This window comes from Bacillus sp. mrc49 (assembly GCF_002803435.1).
In genome coordinates this window covers 237,277-258,447 of the sequence record NZ_PHNG01000688.1, presented here as the reverse complement: position 1 = coordinate 258,447, position 21,171 = coordinate 237,277, and the positions used below count along the sequence as shown (strand labels likewise).

21 protein-coding genes are annotated in these 21,171 nt (G+C 40.8%); 1 reads left to right on the top strand and 20 read right to left on the bottom strand.

The genetic code is table 11. The annotated features are described in order from the left end of the window. Positions 1-15: 15 nt before the first annotated feature. The 10 genes from CVN76_RS12550 to CVN76_RS12505 all read right to left on the bottom strand — a co-directional run bounded on the left by CVN76_RS12550 (position 16) and on the right by CVN76_RS12505 (position 11,374). Positions 16-921 carry an ROK family protein gene (locus CVN76_RS12550; RefSeq protein ID WP_100531508.1) on the bottom strand — a complete coding sequence of 302 codons (906 nt, stop codon included), beginning with the start codon at positions 919-921 and terminating at the stop codon, positions 16-18. Positions 922-1,222: 301 nt separating this feature from the next. Next, positions 1,223-2,056: a carbohydrate ABC transporter permease gene (locus CVN76_RS12545; protein ID WP_100531507.1), complete on the bottom strand. Its 834-nt coding sequence runs from the start codon at positions 2,054-2,056 to the stop codon at positions 1,223-1,225. 14 nt (positions 2,057-2,070) lie between these two features. Continuing rightward, entirely contained in the window at positions 2,071-3,018 is a 948-nt protein-coding gene (locus CVN76_RS12540) for a carbohydrate ABC transporter permease (protein WP_100531506.1), read from the bottom strand. A gap of 57 nt (positions 3,019-3,075) precedes the next feature. Further along, a complete protein-coding gene (locus CVN76_RS12535) occupies positions 3,076-4,320 on the bottom strand; it encodes an ABC transporter substrate-binding protein (RefSeq protein WP_100531608.1) in 1,245 nt (414 codons plus the stop codon). Between the two features lie 284 nt (positions 4,321-4,604). Next, on the bottom strand, positions 4,605-5,879 hold the full coding sequence (locus CVN76_RS12530; protein ID WP_100531607.1) for a Gfo/Idh/MocA family protein: 1,275 nt from the start codon (positions 5,877-5,879) through the stop codon (positions 4,605-4,607). Between the two features lie 84 nt (positions 5,880-5,963). Continuing rightward, positions 5,964-7,013 (bottom strand): LacI family DNA-binding transcriptional regulator, encoded by a 1,050-nt coding sequence (locus tag CVN76_RS12525; RefSeq protein WP_100531505.1) that lies wholly within the window; start codon positions 7,011-7,013, stop codon positions 5,964-5,966. A gap of 408 nt (positions 7,014-7,421) precedes the next feature. Next, on the bottom strand, positions 7,422-8,153 hold the full coding sequence (locus CVN76_RS32105; protein WP_100531504.1) for a GntR family transcriptional regulator: 732 nt from the start codon (positions 8,151-8,153) through the stop codon (positions 7,422-7,424). 244 nt (positions 8,154-8,397) lie between these two features. After that, positions 8,398-9,630, bottom strand: coding sequence for an MFS transporter (locus CVN76_RS12515; protein ID WP_100531503.1), 1,233 nt, complete (start codon positions 9,628-9,630; stop codon positions 8,398-8,400). Positions 9,631-9,680: 50 nt separating this feature from the next. After that, positions 9,681-10,703: an ROK family transcriptional regulator gene (locus CVN76_RS12510; RefSeq protein WP_100531502.1), complete on the bottom strand. Its 1,023-nt coding sequence runs from the start codon at positions 10,701-10,703 to the stop codon at positions 9,681-9,683. A gap of 182 nt (positions 10,704-10,885) precedes the next feature. Then, on the bottom strand, positions 10,886-11,374 hold the full coding sequence (locus CVN76_RS12505) for a MarR family transcriptional regulator (RefSeq protein WP_100531501.1): 489 nt from the start codon (positions 11,372-11,374) through the stop codon (positions 10,886-10,888). A 169-nt stretch (positions 11,375-11,543) separates the two neighbouring features. Between CVN76_RS12505 and nfsA the strand changes: the two genes are divergently transcribed. Beyond that, a complete protein-coding gene (gene nfsA / locus CVN76_RS12500) occupies positions 11,544-12,293 on the top strand; it encodes an oxygen-insensitive NADPH nitroreductase (RefSeq protein ID WP_100531500.1) in 750 nt (249 codons plus the stop codon). Between the two features lie 133 nt (positions 12,294-12,426). On the opposite strand, the gene CVN76_RS12495 is transcribed toward nfsA, so the two are convergent. The 10 genes from CVN76_RS12495 to murQ form a co-directional block, all read right to left on the bottom strand. Further along, entirely contained in the window at positions 12,427-13,155 is a 729-nt protein-coding gene (locus CVN76_RS12495) for a GntR family transcriptional regulator (RefSeq protein WP_100531499.1), read from the bottom strand. A 135-nt stretch (positions 13,156-13,290) separates the two neighbouring features. Further along, complete coding sequence (locus CVN76_RS12490; protein WP_100531498.1) at positions 13,291-14,166, bottom strand: MurR/RpiR family transcriptional regulator; 876 nt, start codon at positions 14,164-14,166, stop codon at positions 13,291-13,293. A 23-nt stretch (positions 14,167-14,189) separates the two neighbouring features. Next, complete coding sequence (locus CVN76_RS12485) at positions 14,190-15,086, bottom strand: N-acetylglucosamine kinase (protein WP_100531497.1); 897 nt, start codon at positions 15,084-15,086, stop codon at positions 14,190-14,192. Between the two features lie 68 nt (positions 15,087-15,154). Then, complete coding sequence (locus CVN76_RS12480; protein ID WP_100531496.1) at positions 15,155-16,240, bottom strand: DUF871 domain-containing protein; 1,086 nt, start codon at positions 16,238-16,240, stop codon at positions 15,155-15,157. A 20-nt stretch (positions 16,241-16,260) separates the two neighbouring features. Beyond that, the gene (locus CVN76_RS12475; RefSeq protein ID WP_100531495.1) at positions 16,261-16,590 is read right to left on the bottom strand and encodes a PTS lactose/cellobiose transporter subunit IIA; all 330 of its coding nucleotides are present in this window, start codon (positions 16,588-16,590) and stop codon (positions 16,261-16,263) included. Positions 16,591-16,663: 73 nt separating this feature from the next. Continuing rightward, positions 16,664-18,013: a 6-phospho-beta-glucosidase gene (locus tag CVN76_RS12470; RefSeq protein WP_100531494.1), complete on the bottom strand. Its 1,350-nt coding sequence runs from the start codon at positions 18,011-18,013 to the stop codon at positions 16,664-16,666. Between the two features lie 23 nt (positions 18,014-18,036). Continuing rightward, positions 18,037-18,321 carry a hypothetical protein gene (locus CVN76_RS12465; RefSeq protein WP_100531493.1) on the bottom strand — a complete coding sequence of 95 codons (285 nt, stop codon included), beginning with the start codon at positions 18,319-18,321 and terminating at the stop codon, positions 18,037-18,039. Between the two features lie 74 nt (positions 18,322-18,395). After that, complete coding sequence (locus tag CVN76_RS12460; RefSeq protein WP_061144185.1) at positions 18,396-19,685, bottom strand: PTS sugar transporter subunit IIC; 1,290 nt, start codon at positions 19,683-19,685, stop codon at positions 18,396-18,398. A gap of 51 nt (positions 19,686-19,736) precedes the next feature. After that, a complete protein-coding gene (locus CVN76_RS12455) occupies positions 19,737-20,042 on the bottom strand; it encodes a PTS sugar transporter subunit IIB (protein ID WP_100531492.1) in 306 nt (101 codons plus the stop codon). A 33-nt stretch (positions 20,043-20,075) separates the two neighbouring features. Further along, on the bottom strand, positions 20,076-20,969 hold the full coding sequence (gene murQ, locus CVN76_RS12450) for an N-acetylmuramic acid 6-phosphate etherase (RefSeq protein WP_269800034.1): 894 nt from the start codon (positions 20,967-20,969) through the stop codon (positions 20,076-20,078). Between the last annotated feature and the right edge of the window lie 202 nt (positions 20,970-21,171).

The window sequence follows — 21,171 nt, the reverse complement described above, 5'->3', positions numbered from 1 at the left end:
CAAGACACTCCTCTTTTATAATCTCTCGAATACGCGCAATCCTGCCCCAATGACACCATTATCTTGCTTCAATGTACTGATGCTCATTTGGCTTAAAATATGTCGTTGTTCAGGTAATAGGTAACTTCTTAGCTTTTCTTTAATTAACTTAAGCAGAAAGGGATTATTTACGATTACACTGCCGCCGAAAACCACTTTATGTGGATCCAATAAACAGGAAATCGCATAAAGTCCTTGAGCTAAGTTGTCAGTCACTTCTTCGATGATGGGTAGAAATTCACAAGCTCCCTTTATATAGCGTTCAAACACTTCCTTAGTGGAAATTTGGTCGGATTGCAATTCCGTTTCTGCCAACTTTTTAATGGCCGGTCCAGCCGCGACGTTTTCCAATCGCCTATTTTCCCGATTGTTCGCCTTAAAAAGTACTGGTATCAACCCAAGTTCCCCGGCAAAACCCGCCCCCCTGAAAAATGATCCATTTTGAATGATTGAACAGGAGATGCCGGTACTAATCGTCACATAGATAAATGTCTCATTCCGCTTTTCCTTTGCAGCCTTCCACTCTGCAAATGCTGCCATATAGACATCATTGTCAATGCTAATCCTTTCAAAGCCGAATTGCTCTCGTAAACGAGCGATGACGGGGAATTGTTCCCAAGGTAAATTATTTTGAAAAATAGCGATGCCATTCTCACAATCCACTTTACCTGGTACACCCACGCCGATACCCTCTATGTCAGCCAAGGAAAAAGAGGTTTTTTTAAAGAGTTGTTCCACCGCTTCCAAGACTCTAGCAAACATTTTTTCCCGATCTGAAGGATCACTTTCAATATCCTCACGCATTAGCAATTTTCCGGAATCTGTAATGATCCCTGCTGTTATCTTAGTCCCTCCAATATCAATGCCGATCGCCTGTTTCATTTTCCTGCACCCCTTATTCCTCTCGATCGCCTACTTTTTAGTCCAAGCTTTTTACTTTTTCTATCTTCATCGCTCTTAAAAAAAGATGGGTTGTTGGTACAAGTTACTTTCATGAAAAACTCATAGCCAATACTATGAGTTTTTCATGCGATAAAGACTTTCCATTTTTCTTGAAATTCATACGGCGTTACATCTGCATATTCCTCATCAAGAAAACTCATTGGGTCACCCCCACCTAATAAGGTGGTTAAAATGATGCGAACTAAAGGTTAGCCCCCTTTGTCCTTATTTATTCTTGTCTTTATTTGCCGCCTGTTACGGCAATACCTTCAATGAATTGTTTTTGCAAGATGATGAATAATACGAGCATGGGCAGTATCGCTAAAAAGGAGCCTGCCATAAGTATAGGGTAGTTCGTTAAATACTGACCTTGAAGAGATGACAATCCAACTGAAAGTGTCATTGATTCGGGAGAACTGTTTACAATCATTGGCCACATCAATTCATTCCAGCTCCAAAGAGTCGTGAAAATACCCAATGCAATCAAACCAGGTTTGGCGAGAGGAAGCATTACTTTCCAGTAAATTTGAAAATGGTTACAGCCATCAAGTCTTGCTGCCTCTTCCAGTTCTTTTGGAAGGCCCATAAAGAATTGCCTTAGCAGGAACGTACCGAATGCGCTAAACATTCCTGGGACTATTACCGCCTGTAATGTATTTAACCACCCAAGTTTAACCATAATCATATATTGCGGGAGTAAAAACACTTGCCCTGGTACCATTAAAACGGATAAAGCTAACAAAAACAGGATATTCCTGCCCGGAAATTCAATCCTGGCGAATGCATAGGCGGCTAACGAACACAAAAATAATTGCCCCGCTGTCCTTACGACCGTAACAATAACTGTATTAAACATAAATTTAAAAAATGGCAAAAGTCCAAAAATCTCTATATAATTTCCCCATTGCAAGTCCTTCGGAAAGATAATAGGCGGAACGTGAATGGACTCAGCATACGTTTTTAAGGAGGTTAAGATCATCCATAAAAAAGGCGTGACCATTGCTACAGATCCCAAAATGAGCACAAAATGGATAAGGAATGTTTTACTTGTCACAAGCTGCCTCGTTCTTTCCATTGTTTCTACCTCCTTTAGTCATAGTGAACCCATTTTTTCTGTAAGACCATTTGGATTGCAGTGATAATCAAGATTACTATCAATAAAAGAACAGCGATTGCTGCTGCGTATCCCTTATCGTTTAAAACGAATGCGTGCTGATAGAATAGATAAACAACTGATTGCGTACTTTCCAAGGCTGTACTACTTTTACCAATCATCATGAAAATTAAATCAAAAACTTGAAAAGCTCCAATTAGGGACGTGATACTTACAAAGAAAATAACAGGGGAGAGCAGCGGCAGTGTAATATTAAAGAATACCTTAAGCGGGCCAGCTCCATCCATTTCCGCTGCTTCATAATAGGACTTCGGAATTCCTTGTAATCCGGAAAGGAAAATGATCATGTTATAACCGATTCCACTCCAGATTGCTACGACAATAATTGAATATAAAGCAATTTTCGGATCACTTACCCATTGTGGGCCCTTGATTCCGAATAGAGATAAAAGATAGTTTAGCAGTCCGTAATCCGAATTGTATAGCCATTTCCAAACCATGGCGATGGCAGCTGGCATAGTGATTACGGGTAAGAAATATAATGTGCGATAAACGGATTTCCCTTTAATATTTTGATTCAGGAGTACAGCTAGTAGAATAGATAAGAATATACCGATGGGAACTGTAAAGATAATATATATCGCTGTATTCTTAAATGATTTAATGAGGTTGGTATCCTCTAGCATGCGCTTATAGTTATCCAGCCCCGTCCACTCATATTGACCAAAGGCTCCCCATTCGGTGAAGCTAAAGTAAAAGTTCTGAAAGATGGGCCAGAGATAGAAAATGAACAAACCTAACATGGTAGGAGCAATCATGAGATAAGCCCAAAAAAGGTCTGAACTTTTCCTTGTCTTCGTTAAGTTAGAAACCTTAAGTTTTGAATTTGCTTTGACCTCGGCCTGTAGAGAATGTTCCTGCACCGTTTTCACTCCTTTTATGGAAAGAAGAGAAGAAATATCTTCTCTCCTTCAATTTTTCTATTTCTTGGATAGTGCCCCATTTGCCTTGTCTGTTAACTCTTTTACGGCATCTTCCACACTTTCTTCTTCGCTCCAAACCTTTTTAAGAACGTCCGTTTCGTACTGCCAAATTTCTCCGGTATTTTTAACACTAGGCAGCGGAACAGAATAATCAGCACCATCAATAAAGGCTTGAAGATTTATATTTGGAACGGCTTGAACCCAAGCCTCTTGTGTGCCATTATAGGCTGGAATAACCGTCCCTGTTTTGGCAAATATCTCTGCCGCTTCTTTAGAACCAAGAAATTGGACAAATTTCCATGCAGCATCTTTATGCTTTGTGTTAGCCGCTATAACATTGGCTAGCCCATGAATGGCCACTGCACGCTGTTTTCCTTTTGGTACTACAGCAACATTTATATCCGGATTATTCTTATACTCTTGTAACATCCAAGGACCATCGAACATCATAGCTACTTTTCCTGAAGAGAATAATTCAGAAGCGGCTGTTTCTGTCATTTGAGCCTGTGTCGGAGATAATCCTTCCTTTATGAAACTGGTATTATAGTGAAGTGCCTCAATCGCTTCCGGCTGATCGAATCCTACAGACTTTTCATCGTCAGAAATGATATAACCCCCATTTTGCCAAATGAAATCATAATAACCACCTTGGTTGCCCATTAAAGCAGCATAGCCCCAAATACCTTTATTTTTATCCGTCAGTTTTTTGGCGTTTTCCTTTAACTTATTCCAATCCCAGGTGTCATCTGGATATGGCACACCTGCTTCATCAAAGATTTTTTTGTTATACCATAAGCCTGTTGTATCAAAATCTTTTGGTATACCATATATATCTCCTTTAACAGTATAAAGATCAATTAAAGATTCCGGATAATTATCTAAGCTATAGTTTTCTTTTTTTGCAAGATCAGTAAGTGGTAGGATTACCTTTCCCTCAGCATATTGTTGAACATGGGCCCCATTCATCCACATAACATCAGGTAGCGCCGCACCAGTGGCAGCAGTTTCAAGTTTTTGGAAATATTGACCATAAGGAGTGATCTCCGTTTTGACTTTAATGTTCGGATATTTTTCGTTAAATAATTTGATAACTTCATCTATGGCAGAGACTTGCTTCTTATCCCAAAATCCATAAGTGATTTCAACATTCCCGTCCCCTGATGCAGCGTCATCATTGCTGCATCCAACTAGTGCCATTAATCCTAAAATCGCGGTAAAAACTATCATTAGCCATTTTTTCATCATATTTCCCTTCCTTCAAATAAAGTTAGTAGTATTCTAAAAACTCCCAGGACATGATGGTTTTATGCTTAGTTCCCCCTTGGTAGCCCTTACATTTGCTTCATCTCTTGAAACATTTCCTATTAAATAACTGTGAACCCCATCCAAATGCTGATAGCTTACCACCCCCACTAAATAAAATGGTCTCATGATGTAATTTTTTTATTTTTAAAGCTTCAGTCATCAGATGATATCTTGTTTAAAAACCTGGATGAGAACAAACTTCCTTTATAATCTCCAAATTCTTAACTATTGGCATTTTCTTCTAAACTACGGTAATACTGGTCTATATTAATGGATTGACCATTATTTAACCTAGACTCTTCAGCAGCAAATGCCATAAGGTGACTTCTTACTGAAGCTAAGGCAGATGATACGCCATCTTGTTTATTTCCAAATTGAATTTCTTTCAAAAAAGTCCTCATGATGCTATTATCTCCACCACCATGTCCACCAATAGGATTGTCAAATTTTATTACCGTTTCATGCTTGGTGAGAAAATCAAAAATCGAAATACTATTTTCCTCCATATTTCCACGTATTTCCCCTTTTGTTCCCATTATTTGCACGATACGTGTTTGTTCCCTTGTAAACCCGCACATACTAAATGTCGCTGTTGCCCCACCTTCGAATTCCATGTTTACTACTTGATGATCGACGACATTATTATCTGAACGATAAACACATTTTCCATATGGAGTTTCATGTAACGCTTTTATGATTCCTTCATTCGTATAATCTTCTGTAAATTTCCTTGCCCACCCTTTACCTTCACCAAGATAATACCTGCCAGCATGATATGGACATTCATATTCAATTGGACAACCGTCCAAACATCTTTCTGGGGCTCCATTAGGTGCATGATCTTCTTTAAAATGCATAAGCGAACCATATGAACTTACACGTTTACAATCCTTGCCTATTACAAAAGAAATGATATCCATGTCATGACAGGACTTTTGCAGAATCATGGGGCTCGTTCTTTCTTTGTTATTCCAATTTCCACGTACAAAACTATGAGACATATGCATCACTTCTACATTTTCATTCAATTGCAGCGATACTACCTCTCCAATTTCCCCAGTGGAAATAACCTTTTTTATCGCTGACCAAAATTCTGTGTACCTTAATACATGACATATTGTAAGATTTCGATTATATTTTTTCGCTGCTTGTTCCATTTCTATGCATTCCATCGGATCTGGGGACATCGGTTTTTCCAAAAGAACATGATAACCTAGTTCCAATGCTCTCATGGTAGGTTTAAAGTGATGGCGATCTAGTGTACATATTATGGCAATATCTGCTATTTTTCTTTTTAAATTGAATACCTCCTCCCACGACTCAAAGCAATTTTCATTGGAAATATTATGTTCTTTTTGAAATTTGATCCTTCTTTCTTTAAACGGCTCTGCCACACCTGTGATCTTCAATTCATTTGGGTTCTTTAAGGCATATGGTGCATAAGCTCTTCCCCCTCTGTCACCTGCTCCGATAATTATTGCTTTCATTTGTTCCATGGCATATTCCCCCATCTTTAATTTTCCTATTATTTTCCCGATTTAAGCCAAACGTTTTCCAGTGAGTTTTAAAAAAAGAACCGCTTAGGTTCGTTTTATGTTAGAAGATTCTCGAAGGACTAATTCAAATGGCAGGATGATTTTCACCGGGAGTTTAATTTTCTCTTCTACCATTTCTATAATCGTTTTAGCTGCCATTCTCCCCATTTCATATTTAGGGATATCTACCGTTGACAGCTGGGGTGACGAATATTTGCCCATCTCAATATTATCTACTCCAAAGAAGGCGATGTCTTCTGGAATTCTAATGTTATTTTCCCTGGCAGCTCTCATGGCAGCGATAGCCATCAAATCACTCGCACAGACCATAGCTGTTGGCAGGTGCAACGGATCCTTTTTAATCAATTTTTTCATTTCCACATAGCTATTATCCATTTTCCACCGTGTATTCATTACCCAATCAGGTTGGATTTTCAGCCCGGTTTCTTCCATGGCACGTTGAAAGCCTTTAAACCGTTGTTCAGCATACAAATCTTCAAAGTTTTCATTAACGCCTCCGCCAATAAAGCCTATATCGTGGTGACCTTGCTTAACTAAATGCTTAACAACCATTTTGATAGAAGTCTCGCGATCGTAATCTACAATCGCTATATTTTTATCTGCATAAAAAAAGTCCAACCCTACTAGTGGTATATATTGTTGAATATATTCGATAATACGATCATTAATCTTATCGATTAGAAGCAGTCCTTCAATTCCTGAATCATGAATGGTCTTAAGAAGCAGGGCCTCATTTTCAAGTTCATCCTTGGTAATACTAATCAAGTTGTACTCATTATTTGTTAATTCATCACGAATGCCTGTATAAATATTTGCAAAGTACGGGTTAATTTCCGCTTGTTTGGGATTGGCTACCCATCCAATTTTCATTGTTCTTATGTTCCGCTTCTCTTGCTTATTTGCAACTAAATTTCGGGCATGCTGATTTGGTATATACCCTAACTCCTTAACTGCTTCCCAAATTCTCGCTTTTGTTTCCTGGTTAACATTTCTGGTTTGATCATTTTGAATTACTCTCGAAACAGTAGAGATAGAAACTCCTACCCGTTCAGCAATATCCTTTAGTCTTATCACGAATAAAACACCTCTTAATTATGTACTTTTCAGCCTTCTTAAATAGGATAACAAATTTTGTATCCTTTTAAGAAATACTTTTGCATCTTAAAAATGTTTTAAGAGAAGTTTTACTTTTTACTATGGAATAGTCATATTAAATTGAAGTTAATGGGTTGTAGGTACAAGTCATATTAAAAAAAGATTCCAGCCAAAATCGTCTTCTTTACCTTCGTTTATTGACAGAAAATTTTAACTAATACAAATATATATCCTGAAAGTTAACCTGTCAACCCAACAACTTAAATAATTTAACCCATAATATGATTCTTTAATCCTTGTAAGTTATTATTTCGTCCATCTTGTATGTTAAGGAGTTTTTAGCTTATAAGAAAACTCATAGACACAATGCTATGAGTGATGGAATCTTTATGTAAGTTCTGTATAAAAACGGCAGCGATCGCCCCGAACAATAGAAATACAAAATTCAACAGGCTTTCCATTGATATCATAAGCAGTCCGCTCAAGCAACAGAGCAGGACGGCCTTCTTCCGTTTGGAGGTACTCACTTTCTTCGGCACGAATTAGAACTGGTTCAAATGATTCTTTTGCTCTGGTTACTACGATATTAAATTGTTGTGAAAATAAATCATATAGTGAAACTTCACCAACTTTTTTAAGTTGCTCCGTATCGGAAACCACGTTTTTCGGTATGAAAGATGATTCCAAAATATACGGTTCATCGTTGGCACAACGAAGGCGTTTCATTTCAATTACATTCTCATCTTCCCCGATCAGCAACGCTTCCCTGATTTTTGAAGTGGGATGGACTTCCTCTATTTTTAGAATGATATCTTTGGGATTCATTCCTTTTTCCTTCAATACCTTACTAAAGCTGTAAAACCCCATCAATGACTGTTGTAATTTTGGTTTTGCCACGAAGGTACCTTTTCCTTGAATTCGGTAAAGGATTCCTTCCTGTACTAACTCTTCAATAGCTTTTTTTGCAGTGTTCCGACTCACACCAAATTGGTCCATTAATTGATTTTCAGATGGGATTTTATCACCGAGCGCCCAATGACCCTTTTCAATTGACCCCTTTAACCTCTCCATTAATTGGTGATAAAGAGGTATTACACTTCCATGCTCCAGTGGTTTCATTATCGTAAGCCTTCCTTCCATCCAAACTTGCATTCTTATTACCAAATTATATCATCGACACTAATTGTGTCAAACGAGCACGCACAGATGTCTTTGGCATCAGTTTTCCGATGGGGAATGAAAAATTCCATTAGGTTCTGTGTTTTTTAGTAAGGATCGCCTGTATATGAATCGTTATCATTTAACCATATTATCTCAATTCAAAGACTCCTCTGTTTAATCTCTTTAACAAGCCCGTTCCTGTTTACAGTGTCATGGAATTCGAATGTTCACCCTGTACGGATCGCCTTTTTTTTAATAAATCATTTAATTTTTCCGATCCCAAGAACATCGCTGCCACTAAAAAGGCAATGAAAAACGGAAAAATCCCGATTGATGTGTGAGATGCGAAGAATCCAAGAAGAGGAGGCATGGACATGCTGCCAGTATAGGCCATGGCCATTTGAAAGCCCATGATGGTCTGGGAATGTTCCTTTCCAAATCGCGCTGGCGTTTCATGCAGCATGCATGGGAATATCGGAGCGAAGCCTAATCCGACCATGATGAACCCCGCTAGCAAGAAGCCTGGCGGCAAGGGTAATAATAAAAGTGCTGTTCCTAACAAGGCTGTCACTTGACCGACTCGAATCAGCGTGCGATTTCTGACTTTTAATGTAATGAAGCCTGTAATGAACCGTCCGATCGTTATTCCTGCATAATATAAGGAAACCCATTTTGCCGCTACATCAACAGGCAATTCCTTTACATTCACGAGGAAGCTGCTTCCCCAAAGACCTATTGTTGCTTCGGCCCCGCAATAAAACAAAAAGGAAACCAGAGCAAGCTTCACGCCTTTAATTCGCAAAGGTTTTGTTTGTATAGCATCTTCTTCAAGCAAGGCACCAGCCGGTTCGTCCTTCTTTTCCGAAGACGCGGCAGCGCTGTTTTTTGCGATTTTATTCCATAAAGGCAAGGTGAAGAAAAGGATGATGACCAATGCGAACTGAATGCCGGCAATTGCAAGATACCCGCTTCTCCAGGAATTCCCCCCTGAAATGGACTGGGCCATAATGATGGGACCAAGAGTGGCCCCGACTCCCCAAAAGCAATGCAGCCAACTCATGTGGTGCGCTTTGTAATGCGTAGCAACGTAATTGTTCAATCCAGCATCAACAGACCCTGCGCCTATCCCCAATGGTATGGCGAATATGACCAGCCAGACAACCGATGGAGCATAATGAAAACCTAGCAGGCTCCCGGCAGTCAGTAAGCAGCTGACAAATGTGACTTGGCCGGTTCCAAACCGCTTAAGGACGACACCACTGACTAAACTGGAAATGATGGTACCGGCTGCTATCGTCATAAAAAGCCAGCCAGCCGTCTCAAGCGGAGCACCATATTCCGCACTCATCACAGGCCAAGCGACTCCTAACAATGAATCAGGTAAACCAAGGCTGATAAAAGCCAAATAGATGATGACTAAAAAAAATGTAGCCATAGTAGAATTCGCCTCCCGTTCATTTATTCACGTTCCATTTGTTTCTCTTTTTAACTACTTTTTTCAGCAATCATCAAATCAAGGCCAAGGACTTGTAAGCCGTATAAATAGTCTTGTTTCCAATTACTTGCTACAAGCTCAGGAAGATGTTTTTCCGGGATATACGTCGAGCTTCTTCCTGCAATCTGTTCCAATATTGATTCGTCCACCTCATCATTGCAAAAAATGATGGTTTTCGGATTGATGATGGCTGTAAAAGAAGCCACCAGTCTGCTGATCGCATCGATTTCATATTCCTCACGAATGGCCTTCTTCCGTGTCTGCTTTCCTTTTGCCAAAGCTTGCAGAAAGTTTCGGTCATCATACTGAGGGACAAAGGAAACCTCTCCCGAAAAATAAGTGCTCCCTCGAACCACGCCCCCGTTGATCATGATTCCTGCGCCTGGACCATTTTGACCGGAATATAAATAAATAAGAGAATGATTGTGCTTGATTTTCCTGTTATTGTGATAGCCAAGTACTGCAGCATTCATATCGTTCTCCACGACTACCGGTATGGAAAAATGAGCTTCAAAATACCCTTTTAAATCAAAATCCTGAATATGCTCGTAGCCTGGAATGAAAAAAATCCGTCCATTCTCTACGGAACCGGGTACACCGATTGCCATGGAGCTGACCTGCGGATAGTGATCCATGAGGTCTTCTATGTCCTTGGTCAAGAAGCGAAATGCACCATCCATTAAGGCAGGTGCCGTTCTCCCCTGCTCCTTCACTTCCCCGAAACAATTAAAGACCACATAATTCGTTTCATGTTCCTCCATAAATAAGGCCAAACCCAACTTATACTCCGGATTGTATGTATATCTTTTTGCTCTTCGTCCGCCACTGGAGTCATCGAGACCTGTCAAAATCAGTTCTCCATCCTTCTCCATCTGCCGCAGAAATTTACTTATGGTCGGGAAACTGATTCCCAATTTTTCGCTGAGCTCAACCTTTGTAGCACTTCCATGTTCTAATAGAGCAGCACGAATGCCATGAAGGACCGATTTTGGCTTAAATACTAGCTCATCCATTTGGTTCATCACCCCCTTTTACACACTTATTAAATAACTTTAATAAGTTCCGGACCAATATACCATATCCAGGAATTGAAAACAATGGATACTAGGTTGTTATATTCATAATCGATGAAAACGCAAAAAAGCCTTCGTATCCATTACAAAGGCCGGGGAATAAGTCCTCCCGTTTTTCAGGGTTATTTCTCTAAGGTTACGAATGTTGTACCGGCAAGATCCTGAAGAAAAGCGGAGATTACAAGCAGCTCGCTTTCGCTGTACTTTTGTAAAAATTGGCCAAAGTTCTTTTCCATTTCCTTATGTAATTCTTGATGGAGATTGAAAAGCTCTTGACCCAGCATTGTTGTATGGTAAAGCACTTCTTTTTTATTGTTGGGGAGAAATTCTGCCCTGATCAATTTTTTAGCCATTAGCCTCCGGGTGATTTTTGAAACACTGCCTTTAGGGATATTCAGCTGTCTTGAAATCGTTATCCCATTGACGGGCTCAAAACGACCGATGCCATCGAGGACATGCAGCATCAGGGTCGTCATTCCTTTTATCATGTCGGTGATGGTATCATGACTGCTTTTTTGCATTAACCATTGTTTTTCTTCGTCATTCTCTGATTCTCTTTCCATTAATTTAATAAAAGAATCCATAATCTTTTTCTGTGAAGAATCATTCATAAAAAAAAGACCTCCTTTGAATACTTATCTTAATTTTATTTAACCGATATATCAAGACATAGCTAACCCACATTGTTTCCGAGAAACAATATTGACAACCATTTAAGGCATTGGTATTATAGTTTCCAGGAAACAAAAATACCAATGCCCATTAGGAGATGTAGCCTTAATGAATCCAGTCATTGACACGATAATGAGCCATCGCTCCATACGCCAGTTCAAGGATGAAGCCATGACAAAAGAACAAATGAAGACCATCATAGAAGCAGCACAAATGGCCCCTTCTTCCAGATTCATGCAAACATATTCGATTATCGGGATAACCAACCCACTATTAAAAAAAGAACTCGGAACGATCACTGGCTTAACCTATGTTGAAAACAATGGCCACTTCCTAATATTTTGTGCCGATTTACATAGATTGACGGTCATGGCCTCTGAAGAGGAAAAACAAAACATGCAAGACATGCTCGAAAGTACACAGTTCTATCAGATAGCGACGATAGATGCATCGTTAGCCGCTCAAAATGCCGCTCTCGCAGCAGAATCAATGGGACTGGGAGTCGTCTATATCGGTGCCATCGCGAAGAATTTACCGGAAATAGACAAGCTATTGAACCTACCTTCCCATGTCATTCCTTTGTTTGGAATGGCAATCGGCATCCCGGACCAGAAACCGGAAATTAAGCCTCGTTTACCGATACAGGCCGTTTATTTTGAAAATCGATACAACAGCGATGCAGAAGAGCAGCGAGAATTTACAGAAAGCTATGACCAAAAAATGAAAGCCTATTACCAAACACGATCGGAAAATCCGCGGGCGGATACATGGTCCGGCAAGAATATTGCTCTCTTTCAAAAAAAGGCGGATGCGAAATATTCACAATATGTAAAAAGTAAAAGAATGAATGTAAAGTAGCGCTTTGATCGAAACGAGTCGAACAGTACGTGAGGCATGATCTTCTCCTATCAATCACCTTAATTGATTGGATTTAGGGTGATTGAATAGTTGCGGACGGAAAAGTGATTATCCTTGAATAAGGAATGTCCCCTTACGATGACCTCTCCATATCAATTGTCAGCTTATAGCGATCTGCGCGGTAAACAGAATGGGCAACTTCAAACGGTTTGTTCGTATCCAGCCTGCTTATTCGTTCAATTCGCAATACCGGGTCCCCTACGGCTACCCCAAGCATCTCTGCCTCGATTTTTTGTGCGATGGAGGCCTCAATGGATTGCCTTCCATACTGAATTTTCAGGCCAAACGTTTTTTCTACATAGCCATAAATGGAGGTAAGGGCCATTTCCTCCGTCAATCCCCGTGAAAGCGCCTTTGAAAGATAAACCGTTTCATAAGCCATCGGCAATTGATCAGCCAGCCTTACCCGTTTCAGCTCAAGAATTGGCGTTCCCGCCTCCACCTCAAGTTTGGCAGCAAGATCCCGATCAGCATGGACCTCCGATAGCCGGATAACACGTGTACTCGGCTCATGCCCCCTAGACTGCATATCTTCGGAAAAGCTTGTTAATCCTTGCAGGGGCTGCTCGATTTTTTGGTGGGCAACGAATGTGCCTACTCCCCGCTTCCTATATAAATATCCTTCGTTCACAAGATTGGTTATGGCTTGTCTTACCGTCATCCTGCTTATTTCATATTTTTCCGTGTATTCCCGTTCAGAAGGAATCATCTCGCCAGGCAGTAATCGTTGGGTTTGAATTGCATTTTTAATCACTTCTTCAAGTTGATGGTATATTGGAAGCGGCGAATTCTTATCGATCATATAGGATACAACATCCTTTCAAGGTGATGTAGGTTTGCCAAAATATCCTACCTGGAATCTTCTGTATTATCGAAGAAAACAGTTTCTTCCTATCAAATCCCGAGCATACGATACATCTTTCTTGCAGGTTTACCTTCACTTTTCTGGCGTTTCCTGATTTCTTTTGGTGAATTTCAATACAGATTCCCTCGAACGCTCAATCCCGTTTTTATTTTCATTATAATATTTTGAAACGTACGCATAGAAAATAATACTCACCGTTAACAATTGTGCGAACAGCGAGCTTGTTGCAGCACTTCGAAATTTAGCTTCCGGTGCCCGTACATGATGTAATGGCATATCGACTTTTTTGGTCAACCCATTGTTGCCCAATCGTGATAAGCCGATCGTTTTGATCCCATATGCTTTAGCGATATCAACAAGCTGGAGGATTTCTTCCGTTTCACCGCTATTGGAAATACAGAAAAAAACGGTATTTTTGGATGCCGCAGCAAGTGCTGTTGCCGTAATGTGAGGATCTTGATTAGCACTTACGATTTTTCCGAGCCGTAACCATTTCTGGCTGATGTCCTCCGCTATCAGCCATGAAGCCCCCAGGCCATAAACATAAATGACATCGGCCACCTTCATGGTTTCGACGATTTGATCAAGGACGTCTTCATCCAAATAATGTGCGGTTTCTTGAATGGCCTGGACAGAGTTGGAAACGATCTTGTCCTTGATGGAGGCGATCGTTTCGTCAGGTTCTATGTCATGAAATCCTTTTTTTTCCGGTTGCGAAATAAGAGATGATAAAGATACCTTCAATTCCGAAAAACTGTTCACTTTTATGGAACGGCAAAATCTTGTCACAGCCGAACTGCTGGCCTCGGCATGTGCAGCTAATTCATGTATGGTCATCCTTATGGTTTCCGCAGGGTTATCTAAAATATATTGGGCGATTTTTCTTTCTGATTTAGGCAATAGATTCAGTAGACTTTCAATTCTCAGTAAAATATTTTCAACGTGCATATCATTGCTCCCTCGACCTTGTCTTAACTTATATGCTTCACCGCTATGTAATAACAACCCAACGTTGATGATACTTCATCCACGATAAAACTCACATCTGGTTTTTCAAGTTGGATATGTTCGATAAAGGAGCTTTGAACCAATCGGACTTGGGTCAGGATGCTGCCTTTCATTGCAATTGTAACATTCTCTCCAACATTTAACTTCCTGCAAACATCGAGGGCATTCTTTGCAAGGTGATATCCTGCCTGAATAAGTATTTTCTCTGAAATCTCATCTCCTGCCTCTGCTTGTTCGACAATCAATGGAACAAATGCGGCAATATCGGCCTTCGTCGCGGAATAGATGAATTTTTTCAAATCCCCTACACGTTGAGAGCCCAGTTTTGACAGAAGCGCTCCAGTTAATTGGCTCTGCTCCAGGCCTTCGTCATCTTCTTTTGTCATATTGATGAATGCCTTCATCGCAATCCAATAGCCACTGCCTTCGTCCCCAAGGAGATGTCCCCAGCCCCCAGCCTGCTCCACGGCACCATCATGGGTTCCGATACTTACAGCTCCTGTTCCTGAAATCGTCAAAACCCCATCTTTTCCTTTCAATAAGGCAGCATGGGCGATAATTCCATCATTAACGATCGTAAAAGGGATATTGAACGCCTTCGTTAATGCACTTTTTATTCCTTGTGGGTTTTTCACCCCGCCATATCCAGCTAATCCTAAACAGATGTAAAGGCATTTTCCATTTTCAATCGGTGCCTTGCATTGTTCAATGGCCTGGATGATGTTCGCTATCGCATGTTCTTCATTTATGAGCAAATTACCATAGCCGGCTTTGCCTTCGCTAATTTTATTCCCCGCTACTCCATAGGCAACTGCTTCTGTTTTAGTGCCGCCGCCATCAACACCGATAATATAGTTCATATCATTCTCCTATTCATAAAAAAAAGGGAGGAATGTTTACTGTTCCTTCCCTTTTCACCTTTAAACCACTAATTTGAATTGAATTGGAATTTACCCCATGGCTCCAAATGATCAAGCAGGAAAACTTCCTCGTCTGCGATACGGCCAACTACGTTCGTTTTGCCTGAGTTCTTCATATCTTTCAACGCAATTTGCAATTCACCTTTATATTGTCCGTAGAGCTCATTTTCAATTAAAAGGTCACCGCGTTTAATATCAGGCGTGTAGGTTGGCTTAAACTCTTCATTCTTATACTTGACGCGTGATTGAGTCGAACGGATAAGATAATCGGACACATCCCCACGGTAAAAGTGAAATTCTTCCAGGACGATTTTTTTCTCTAAATCCGTTATGGTTTCATGGAGATTTACATTTAATGTCAACAATCCACGATCCAGCATGCTAAGCTGTTGCAATTCCGCTTCCGATGCATAGGCATTTGCAATGATCACGTCATCTATCAATCCGGTTGCAAACAAGTGCTTCGCTTGAGTGGTAATGGCTAATTCCCGGTGCATTTCCAATGTACACAATCCCTCTGTTATGGGCCAAGGCCCGTAAGTCGCCGCCTTTGAGTTTATGAAGGCTGATGTGCGGATATTATGCTTTTTGAAAGATTCACAGCATTTCACAAAATGAGGGTAGCTCAATCCTGCATAGCGATGAGGATAAAAGTTGTGTGATCCGATCAAATTTTCTTTTTTCGGTTTATAATTCATGATATTTTCTAAATAATTCGTTGCATTGCTCATGTTTATTTCAATTTTCATACCATATGGATTATGTGTCATGATCGACTCTTCATTACCTGTAAAGCCCATATCCAGCCTAATTCCATATGCACCCAGCTCTGCAAAAAATGAAAGATCGTCATAAGAAATCCCTAGAGTCCCGAAGACACGCGGCGCAATATCGACCATCACTTCCATATTCAATTGATTGGCAAATACAATCGTTTCTTTGAATTCGTTCATGACCTTCTCTTTATCACCTTCGACTGAAAGCAGGCATGTAAAGATCTTTTTGAAACCGTACTTATGTGCAATAGCAATGTACTCGATATCTTTTGCAACGGTTGAATGTTCTGGATAGATGGAAATACCTAGTTTGCCCATTTGTCTCACCTCTTTCTTTATTACTGTTGCGGCGCTAATTTTTTGATGATCCGGATCATATGTTCAATCAGTTTTTGCTCGCTCATCGCCGTCATTAAATGATCCTGCGCGTGGATCATCAACAAAGTCTTTTCACTGGGAACACCATTCAATTCGGCTTGAATTAATTTGGTTTGTGTCTTATGAGCCAAATTCAATTCTTCCTGACCTTGTTTTATTAGCTCTTCCGCTTTTTCAAAATTGAATTCTTCCGCTTCCGTCAATGCTTCAAAGGCCAGTCCTCTTGCATTTCCACTATGTGAGATGATTTCAAAGATTTCCATTTCGTTATTGTTCAGTTCAGTTGACATATTTCTACACTCCTATTTATGTTAAAGTATGATCGGTATGTTTTCATGAAAAATATTCAGATGATGATTGGATTTATCCCTGTCTGTCCGCCAAAGCATTTTCTTGGAAGAATTGTGGTAAGTATTCCTCATGTGCTTTCAACAGTTTTTGCAGAACCTCTTCAGCCAGGTCATCACTGGGAATCAGCGGATTAATGGTCAATGCGAGCAACGCTCTGTCATAGGAGCCCGTAACAGCTGCTTCTGCTCCTATTCTTTCGAATGATTTAATTTGCTGAATCAAGCCGAGTATTGGGACAGGCAGTTTTCCCATTGTGAGGGGGATTGGGCCATTTTTAGTGACGATACAGCTAACCTCCACAGCTGAATCGAAATCAATTTCGGCGAGGGCGCCCTTGTTTTGGACATTCAAAACTTGAATGTCCTTTTTATCATTATAAATGGACGAAATGACATTACACGCAGCATCGCTATAGTAAGCCCCGCCACGTTGCTCCAACTGTGGAGGCTTGACGGCAAGGGTCTCATCCTTGTATAGATCAAAAAGGCCCTCTTCCAATGTTTTCACAATTTCAGCCCGGGTTTGCCCTGATTTGAACGCTGCCAACTCTTCTTCTAAAATCGTTTTTGTTTTGTAATAATAGCGATGGTATGGGCAAGGAACTACGCCTAATGATTTCAAGAACCTCCTGTTCCAAGGAAGCGGGGCAATATTCTTCATCGTCAGCTGAATTTCCGGATTAGCGAGCATTTCGAGCACCTCATCGGTCACTTCCCGATCATCAATGTATACATGAACCCCAAATACCATATGGTTCAGTCCCGCGAAGTCTATATGTACTCTCTCCCTATCAACACCCATCATTTTTGAAATTGACATATGCATATTAAATGGCACATTGCATACCCCGATGACTTTTTTATGGCTGCTGTAGCGGAGAAGTGCTTCCGTCACCATTCCGGCTGGGTTCGTGAAGTTAATTAGCCATGCATCCGGACACAGCTCCTGCATTTCTTCGGCGATTTCAAGGAGAACGGGTATCGTTCGCAAACCCTTAAACAAACCGCCAGCTCCATTCGTTTCCTGCCCTATCAATCCCAGTTCCAATGGGATGCGCTCATCTTTGACTCGTGCCTCCAGTAAACCGACTCTCATCTGCGTAGTGACAAAATTCGCATTTTGCAATGCTTGACGCCTGTCCAATGTTAAATGGATCTCCATGGGTACGCCCGCCTTTTTGACCATCCTCCTTGCCAACGTCCCAACGATCTCCAGCTTTTCCTTTCCAGCTTCGATGTCCACTAACCAAAGTTCTTTAATCGGCAGCTCATCAAAACGTTTAATGAAACCTTCTATTAATTCAGGTGTATAACTGGATCCGCCTCCAATCGTGGCTACCTTCAACCCTTTTGACACTTTCATTTACCCCTCACCACTTTCTACTTTTATGCATAGATGATTGCATGACATACAACGGCGCTGACTGCCAATAAAGACAAGAATAAGAGTGACGCCTGTTTCTTGTTTTTAAACTTACCTTCAACCAAACATATGACAATCGTCAATCCTGCACTGATCGCACATGTATTTCCTAAGTACAGTGATAATTGCTTATCCATTCCGAGGGCATCCATCAATGCGTTAAAGATAAAATTAAAAACAAGAATGAAACTGAAAAAGATAAATGCACTTTTGTAACTGAAAAAGTGAATTTTTTTTGTCGTATTCATCGTACTCCACCTTCTCCATCCTAATTAAAGGGAGTTTGGAGCATTCCGTTCCAAACTCCCTTTTTTGCTCTCACTTATAAAGCGATATTTTTGCTATCTGTTGTTTCTACCGTATTTTCTTGAGCCAAGAGTTTTTTATCGTACATTTTAAAGAATGGCAGATAAACAATTACAGAGATTGATAGATTGACCAGGACAAGAATGATCGCTCTCCAATCACCGCCTGTTGAAAGATAGGCGCCTATCGGAGCTGGCAATGTCCAAGGCACCATTACATATGTAGGGTTGACCAGCCCTATGGACGTTGCTATATAGGCAAGTGTCGCACCAATCAATGGAGTTATGATGAATGGAATGATCAAGATCGGATTTAGTACAATCGGCATCCCAAATATGACTGGTTCATTGATGTTAAAGATGCTTGGAACGATCGTTGCTTTCCCCATCGCTTTGCTATAGGTCGATTTTGCCGTTAACAGCATTGCAATGACCAGGCCGAGTGTTGCACCAGAGCCACCAATCCAAATAAACCATTGGAAGAATGTTTCAGGCGCTACATGCGGTATTGTTGATCCCGCTGCAACCGCTGCCGAGTTATTCGCTAAATACACTTCCCAAACCGGGCGAGCAACGGCGCCCACAACAGACACGCCATGAATGCCAAACGACCAGAAGAAAGTAATCAAAAACACTGGAATCAATACACCTGGCAAAGTGTCACCTGCACTGATTAGCGGTGCAACCGCTTTATCGACAAGGGAATGTAAATCGACTGCAAACACGACGGTAATGAACGTCATCACTAGCAGTACGATCGAAACCGGTATTAACGCTTCAAAGGAACGGGCCACGGATGTTGGAACCGAATCCGGCATTTTAATGGTGATGTTTTTCGTCTTGCATAGCCGTAAAACTTCAACTGCGAAAATGGATACAAGCATTCCCACAAATAGACCATGGCCACCGAGATTTGTCATGGGCAGCACAAACCCCACGTCATCCATCGTTTTTACACCGATTGTGAACAAGAAGGCAGCCAATGAGAGCAGGCCTCCTGATAGCGGATCAAGTTTATAGCTTTGGGATAAACTGTAGCCTATACCAAATGTAATATAAAGCGTCATGATGAACATCGTTAACCGATATGGAATTAAAATTTCTGCTATGTGCTTTGCAGACCATTCACCTATTGCCGAGTCTGCTGCGACAGGCGGGAAAGCGATGATTAAAAACAAACTCCCAAAGATGATGAATGGCAATGCAGAAACCACTCCATCCCGAATTGCCCGTAAATGTTTTTGCTCAGACAGTTTAGCCATCGGTGTTGAAAGATTATTTTCTAAAAACGCTACAAACTTGTCCATGGTTGTTTTCCCCTTTTACTTATGATAGATAAGAAGCTTTTTGGTGATTGATTATTTTACTAGTTCGGTTACTAGCTTTAAGAGCTTAGGGCCGCCAAGCGGGCTGTAAGCTTGGGCAGGTATCGCTTCACATGGCACTCCCGCATCATCGGCGGATGCCTTGAAGCCGTCAAAACGATGCTTGACCTGAGGTGCCACCATGGCAACATCCCAGCCGTTCCGGACCTCTGCATCGAATTCTTGAGAGCCCACTGCTAACACTTCAATGTTCACGCCTTGTTTTTCGCCTTCCTTTTTTAAAGCGCTTACAACGATTGCACTTGACATTCCACCTGAACATACGAATAATACCTTCATTATTAATTCCTCCCATTTTTTTTTATAAAAAGCTTAAATCGTTTTTCTTATGAAACCTTTTCCGATTTCCAAACGGTTTGTCGCTTCTTCATATGAAACATTCGTTAAAATCATCACGATGGCAATTTTAGGCTGTGAATGTGCCTTTGCTAAATATTCATCTGCCACATCATAACTGCAGTCGGTGGCATCCATGATGATCCGTTTTGCCCGTTCGACCAGCTTTTCGTTAGTCAACTGTAAATCCACCATTAAATTCCCATAGACTTTCCCGATGCCCACCATTGAAGCTGTGGAAAGCATGTTGCACACTAGTTTCTGGGATGTGCCCGCTTTCAATCGTGTAGAACCAGTCAGAACTTCAGGCCCGTTTACGACTTCGATGGCAACTTTGGCGATTTTCCCTATCTCTGAACCTTTGTTACAGCTTATCGATACCGTGCCTGCGCCAACTTGATTGGCATATTCAAGGCCGGCAATGACATATGGCGTTCGCCCGCTTGCGGCAATGCCGACAACAACGTCTTTGCTTGTTAAATCGATTTTCTTTAAATCCTCGGGTCCCAAATCAAAGCTGTCTTCAGCACCTTCAACCGCTTTGATGAAAGCCTTTTCTCCTCCTGCTATAAGACCCACCACTTCCCCGGGGTCAGTGTTGAAGGTAGGGGGGCATTCCACGGCGTCCAATAAACCGATGCGTCCACTCGTTCCGGCACCCATATAGATCAATCTGCCCTTCGCATTCATTGCTGCAACGATCATATCCACGGCTTTTGAAATTTGCGGCAATTCCTTCTTAACGCATTGTGCAACTTTCATGTCTTCCTCATTCATCACTTCTAAAAATTCAATCGTTTTCATTTCATCCAAACTCATGGTCTTTTCGTTACGACGCTCTGTCGTTAAATGCTCTAGCATGCCTATCATCCTTTTTATTTCTGTAGTGATGCTGTTGAATCTCTAAAAAGAATATAACATTACTAAAAATTAATTTCAATATTGTATATACATTTTTGAAAATTAATTTTAAAATAAGCGTATTACCTCTATATTTTTATGAATTTTTGCATACTTTTAATATTTTCATGCATTCATTATTTTTTCAGGCATTCCCTTTCATTTTTTAAGT

Excerpts from the sequence above, each read along its gene's own strand:
- CVN76_RS12550 (WP_100531508.1), bottom strand. The coding sequence starts at position 921 with ATGAAACAGGCGATCGGCATTGATATTGGAGGGACTAAGATAACAGCA.
- CVN76_RS12545 (WP_100531507.1), bottom strand. The coding sequence starts at position 2,056 with ATGGAAAGAACGAGGCAGCTTGTGACAAGTAAAACATTCCTTATCCAT.
- CVN76_RS12535 (WP_100531608.1), bottom strand. The coding sequence starts at position 4,320 with ATGAAAAAATGGCTAATGATAGTTTTTACCGCGATTTTAGGATTAATG.
- CVN76_RS12530 (WP_100531607.1), bottom strand. The coding sequence starts at position 5,879 with ATGGAACAAATGAAAGCAATAATTATCGGAGCAGGTGACAGAGGGGGA.
- CVN76_RS32105 (WP_100531504.1), bottom strand. The coding sequence starts at position 8,153 with ATGAAACCACTGGAGCATGGAAGTGTAATACCTCTTTATCACCAATTA.
- CVN76_RS12515 (WP_100531503.1), bottom strand. The coding sequence starts at position 9,630 with ATGGCTACATTTTTTTTAGTCATCATCTATTTGGCTTTTATCAGCCTT.
- CVN76_RS12510 (WP_100531502.1), bottom strand. The coding sequence starts at position 10,703 with ATGGATGAGCTAGTATTTAAGCCAAAATCGGTCCTTCATGGCATTCGT.
- CVN76_RS12505 (WP_100531501.1), bottom strand. The coding sequence starts at position 11,374 with ATGAATGATTCTTCACAGAAAAAGATTATGGATTCTTTTATTAAATTA.
- nfsA (WP_100531500.1), top strand. The coding sequence starts at position 11,544 with ATGAATCCAGTCATTGACACGATAATGAGCCATCGCTCCATACGCCAG.
- CVN76_RS12495 (WP_100531499.1), bottom strand. The coding sequence starts at position 13,155 with ATGATCGATAAGAATTCGCCGCTTCCAATATACCATCAACTTGAAGAA.
- CVN76_RS12490 (WP_100531498.1), bottom strand. The coding sequence starts at position 14,166 with ATGCACGTTGAAAATATTTTACTGAGAATTGAAAGTCTACTGAATCTA.
- CVN76_RS12485 (WP_100531497.1), bottom strand. The coding sequence starts at position 15,086 with ATGAACTATATTATCGGTGTTGATGGCGGCGGCACTAAAACAGAAGCA.
- CVN76_RS12480 (WP_100531496.1), bottom strand. The coding sequence starts at position 16,240 with ATGGGCAAACTAGGTATTTCCATCTATCCAGAACATTCAACCGTTGCA.
- CVN76_RS12475 (WP_100531495.1), bottom strand. The coding sequence starts at position 16,590 with ATGTCAACTGAACTGAACAATAACGAAATGGAAATCTTTGAAATCATC.
- CVN76_RS12470 (WP_100531494.1), bottom strand. The coding sequence starts at position 18,013 with ATGAAAGTGTCAAAAGGGTTGAAGGTAGCCACGATTGGAGGCGGATCC.
- CVN76_RS12465 (WP_100531493.1), bottom strand. The coding sequence starts at position 18,321 with ATGAATACGACAAAAAAAATTCACTTTTTCAGTTACAAAAGTGCATTT.
- CVN76_RS12460 (WP_061144185.1), bottom strand. The coding sequence starts at position 19,685 with ATGGACAAGTTTGTAGCGTTTTTAGAAAATAATCTTTCAACACCGATG.
- CVN76_RS12455 (WP_100531492.1), bottom strand. The coding sequence starts at position 20,042 with ATGAAGGTATTATTCGTATGTTCAGGTGGAATGTCAAGTGCAATCGTT.
- murQ (WP_269800034.1), bottom strand. The coding sequence starts at position 20,969 with ATGATAGGCATGCTAGAGCATTTAACGACAGAGCGTCGTAACGAAAAG.